Source organism: Kaarinaea lacus (assembly GCF_975902315.1).
The window spans coordinates 1-4,933 of the sequence record NZ_CDLKIE010000340.1 but is presented as its reverse complement, the minus strand read 5'-3'; the positions used below and the strand labels follow the sequence as shown (position 1 = coordinate 4,933).

At 42.4% G+C, this 4,933-nt stretch carries 4 protein-coding genes; all 4 read right to left on the bottom strand.

Going from position 1 to position 4,933, the window contains the following annotated elements; translation table 11 throughout:
• On the bottom strand, positions 1 to 414 hold a 414-nt coding region (locus ACWVCM_RS10940; protein ID WP_455201789.1), incomplete at its 3' end, for a hypothetical protein.
• 2 nt (positions 415 to 416) lie between these two features.
• Positions 417 to 3,470, bottom strand: coding sequence for a PKD domain-containing protein (locus tag ACWVCM_RS10935; protein ID WP_455201788.1), 3,054 nt, complete (start codon positions 3,468 to 3,470; stop codon positions 417 to 419).
• Between the two features lie 399 nt (positions 3,471 to 3,869).
• Positions 3,870 to 4,301 carry a hypothetical protein gene (locus ACWVCM_RS10930; RefSeq protein ID WP_455201787.1) on the bottom strand — a complete coding sequence of 144 codons (432 nt, stop codon included), beginning with the start codon at positions 4,299 to 4,301 and terminating at the stop codon, positions 3,870 to 3,872.
• A gap of 178 nt (positions 4,302 to 4,479) precedes the next feature.
• Positions 4,480 to 4,933, bottom strand: a 454-nt coding sequence (locus tag ACWVCM_RS10925; protein ID WP_455201786.1) for a DUF3592 domain-containing protein, incomplete at its 5' end; no start/stop codon positions are given.

The window sequence follows — 4,933 nt, the reverse complement described above, 5'->3', positions numbered from 1 at the left end:
GCCATTTAAAATACTGCCACCAATTGAGCACTCCGAAAAGACATTGGCGAACGAAAAATTATTAGCATCCGTCAAAATTCTGTATGAAATTGTCCCACCATCATCGCAGTCTTCGGTGAAGATACTATTAGGCGCATCAGCTAAATACGGAGCCAATTCCATAAATTGAGAAAAATGAACATCAGAAAGGGTGTGAACAACAAAATAATTAACGACTACGTCAGACAAGTTCTTTTTGTTTACCTCAGCCGAACTATCTAATCCGCTATACGAAATTGGATCTATGGGTTTATCAAAGATTTCCGACCGAAATTTACTATTGTCATCACTGCCCCCACTACTACATCCAGACAAAATAAGAATAGCTAATAGCGTAGGGACATTTTTTAATATTCTATGTACTGCACTAATCATATTTATCCAATATTTTCTGTAAATACTGTATATGCATTTCGTCGCAGTACCATTATTAACGTCAATAAAAATATGAATTCCAATCCCATTGCCCCACCACCAGAACTTCCGCTGGGACTATTGTCAACGTTAGTGCCGGTACCAGGCGTTTGTGAAGGAGGTGTGTCGGTATCGTTATTTTGCGCCGTGATTGTAATGACTAACGTATCAGTGCTTGAGGCGCCTTCGTTATCGGTGACAGCCAAGGTAATTACAACCTCACCTTCAACATTTAAAGTTTCAAAGGATGCAGTGCTAGTGTTACTATTTTGAATAGTTACCGCTGGTCCACTTTGTTGTGACCATGAATATGATTGAATAATACCATCATTATCCAGGCTACCGGCGGCATCCAGGTTAACTGGCACACCAGACTCTACGCTTACATCATCTCCCGCAACAGCAACTGGTCTTTGATTGATATTCAGTTCATGGATAGCCGTATCCTGCCCACCCTCGTTATCGATCACTCGCAATTGAAAGACCAGCGCAGTGCTGCTGTCAGGCGCAACAAACTCTGAATTGTTACCAACATTTGTAAGGGAAACACTATCACCCGATAGTTGCGACCACTCATATGAGACTATATTGCCATCAACATCGGTACTACTACTGCTGTCCAGCGTAACAGTATCACCAATATTCGCCCTGGCAGGCGCGACAATGGCCGCACCGGGTAATTGATTAGTCTGGCTCGAGACCGTAATCGTAATAGAGTCAGCACCCGATAAACCGCCATCGTCCTCAACGAACAAATCTATTTTGTATCGCCCTTCGGCTTCGGGCATTACAACTCTAATAATGCTACTTTCAGGCTCTCTAATTTTAATACCATATGCATTAGACCAGTGATAACTGGTAACTGTACCATCACTGTCAGTGCTTCCACTACCATCGAGTTCTACTACTGCACCAGGTAACACAGTAATATCTTCTCCGGGATTCGCAACCGGCGGGATATTTCCTTCTACCTGAATAACGTGAGCAACCACCATGTCAGTATCGGTATATCCATGATCGTCGGTGACCGTGAGACGGTAAACATTTGAAATGTTGGTAATTACATTACCAGCTCCTGGAATTGGCGGATTTATCCCCGTACGATCGTTAATTGTGCCTGGTATGTATCCCCACAGAAATTCCCAGTCGTAACTAACAATAGTTCCATCATCCGTGCTCAATGCTGCGTCAAAATTACCAGTATCGCCGGCCGGTATATATATATCATCACCAGCGTGGGCGATTGGTGGCCTGTTAACAATAACATCAACCGAATCCTGACCTTCAGCCAGATCATTATCGGTAACGGCCAATTCAAAAGTTAATGTTCCACTTGCGTCCGGCGCAGTAAACCATGGGTTGATAGTATCTACACCATTGAGATTAACTGTTGATCCTGCCGTTTGAGCCCATAAATAAGAGTCCACATTGCCATCAAAGTCATAACTCTGATTTGCACTTAAATTGACGATAGAATTAGGACTAACAACGATATCGCCTCCCGCTTTAGCAAAAGGCGCTAAGTTGACGGTCGGAGGAACAAATTCAACGGCGCCTATATCGCAAATTGCACTACCATCATCGTTACCATCAACAGTTCGAATTGCGCCACGCTGGTCAATTTCCGCAGGCTCATAAGAAGTCGTAAACCTTTCACTGAAAGAGTTTTGACATCCTGAGACATCACCCGCATCGATAACGGGGCTGCCAGCACTCGGCATTAATGTCATCGTGGGCCCACCATTCTCGGCGAGCGCGGCTAATTGTGGATCAGTGTTTGGCAAATCAGTGGGCAGATCGAAACCACAAGTGTCTGCAGTTTCCAGGTTATTACCCTGAGAAATAATGGCGCTCCCTTCACAACTTGAACTCGTACCAGAATGCCCAACGATCGAATTCTTGATATAAACATTGGCGTTGGGGACTGGTGGAATGAAAATATTCCTACCAGAAGTTGCGCTGTTGTTATAAATAGTGGAGCTATGAACATAAAATTGCGCATTCATGCCATTGAAAATACCGCCCCCCTGGCTACTGGAATTATTGGTGATGGTAGTGTTATTAACATTAACAGCTCCCTGTTCGCTGTGAATGGCGCCGCCTGTAAAAGCACTGTTACCCGAAATTAGAGAATTTATGACGACTACACGGTTTGTATTGTCACAATACATTGCACCGCCCCCATCAGTAGCGGTGTTGTTAAGGATTTGCGTATTTTCTATAACAGGTGATCCAATTGAGGCATAGATTGCTCCGCCCCGAGTAGCACTATTGTTAATAAATACGCTGTTCCTGATCGGACTATTTGTTGATATAGCGCCTCCAAATCCTCCAGAATTATTCTCAAAATAGCAATTATCTACAGAGCCGCCAGCAACAGCACCCCCTCGACTTGCTGTGTTATTAGTAAACTGGCTGTTACGGAAAATGCCTCCGGAAGCGGCCCCACCATCACCACCAGCCAATGCTTCGTTGCCACTAAAAGTACAGTTGTCAACGATTGTTGTTCCGTTTGAGGTGCCGATTCCACCACCATTACTATTACTATCCGCAGTATTATCTCTAATATGGCAATTCGTAATGGTCAGGTGACCGGTATTTTGAATGCCTGCTCCTGTGAATTCAGTGATCATCCCATGACGAACGGTTATTTCGGTCATAAAAACAGTTGTCAGGCGTTGAATCGCAAAGACATTGCTACCCAAAGCACCGCGGGTAACACCAGCCTCTATAATAGTGGTATCACGATCAATTCCAACAAGATCCAGGTTGTCGGTAATATCAAGATCAAGAACGGAATCATCGTATGTTCTAAAATCTTCAACGCCAGTTAAGGTCAAAGTGTAGATACCCGCGGGTACATTAATAGCGTCCTTTCCAAGTAGAGCGTTTGTTTCCTGAATGGCACCACGCAAAGTACAAACGGCATTTCCCAGTGCAGTCTCACAAACACCGTCTCCGGGATTGCTATCAACAGCATCTATCGTGCTATTTACATTAAATTCAGCAGAGAACACGCTTGTGCAGCAAATCCACAATAGCAGTGATAATAAGAGATTGATTTTTATTCTATTCACCGTCCCCCCAGACATTCGAATAGTTAGTAGATTATGTCAGTCAGATTATATGGATATTGCGTCTGGCGCAACAGAAAGTCGTTTCTTACGTAAGTTAAAGTCTACTTTTGAGGTAAATTATTTACGTCTGCTTTCTGGTAGTAATTACTCATTAACAGACCGCAATTCTTAATTATGGACACTTAATTCATCAGAATCTGGAGTAAGCAGACGTATAGGCATTGTGATCTAAAAATCAGTCTTCGTAGAATCCTGAAATCAATCGAGTCTTACCGAGCATTGTGACATAGTACTGTTACATGGATATTCACTGGCTGGAGCGAACAGCTTTATTTCAATTTATTTTTCAATTCCAACTATCTGGCACAAATAGATAAACAGCTTCTCCCCTGGCCGACTCACCAGTCTGTTCGCATAGTATGCCTTCAGCGCCTTAACATAGATATGGTGTTTATTGTTTCCATTCAAATACAAACAAATAGTTACCAGGCCTTTTTTACTGCATACATCAATGTCACGAATCTCCTGCCATGCAATATGCTTAGTCAGCACGCCTGGCAACCATGTGTTTGGAACATCAACCCCGTCTTCACTAAAGTAGAGTTCTCGAGGTTTTCGGCTCGCAACAAAATGCCAGCACAAATAAAACAGCGCAATACTTGTTGTCACTTTGCTAAAAGAATCGCCACTAAATCCATGCTCATTCATTTCGAAAACGGAACCTGCCCATACAACAAACACGAGACCTATCATCAGCATGCTGTCGAGCATCGGAGTGTTGTAAGTAAACGTGTACTTCGTTTTAGTTATTTCCACAGGTCTTAAAAACAGTCAGTCCGTCTTGAAATTTTCAGCTACGTAACACCACACTTTTTGCGGTGTTCAAACACACTTCAGTGAGCCACTGTATATAGCGTGTCAAAATCCATTATTTGAGATTGTGGGTATCTTACCAGTAAATTTTATATTTCAACCTGACAAAAACGGCTACCCAGAAAAGAATGATGCAAAATAATGCAGCCCAAATACCTCTAATTAACTGATCATACCCTACTGTATTGGGCTCAAGCACAGAAAACGCCGGATCATTTTTATCAAAATAAACTATCACTTCCTTTTCCGCAGGATATTTTCTTAACAGCTCATCGACATTTTCATACCTGGGTTCAAATGTTATCGTATCCGATACATACATAATTCCTTCAACCATATATCCATAAAATATTTTGTGGCGGTATTGACTATCGCGGTGAGAGTTCATTCTCTTTTTTGAAGATGACGTAATAATACCGGTAGTTTGAATAAATACTGTTTTATTTGACCTGATAGCACCGATAAATTCATCCCAGCCACCAACGTACACTGTAAAAAGGGGCATCGTTAAAAATAAAACATGGAATAGT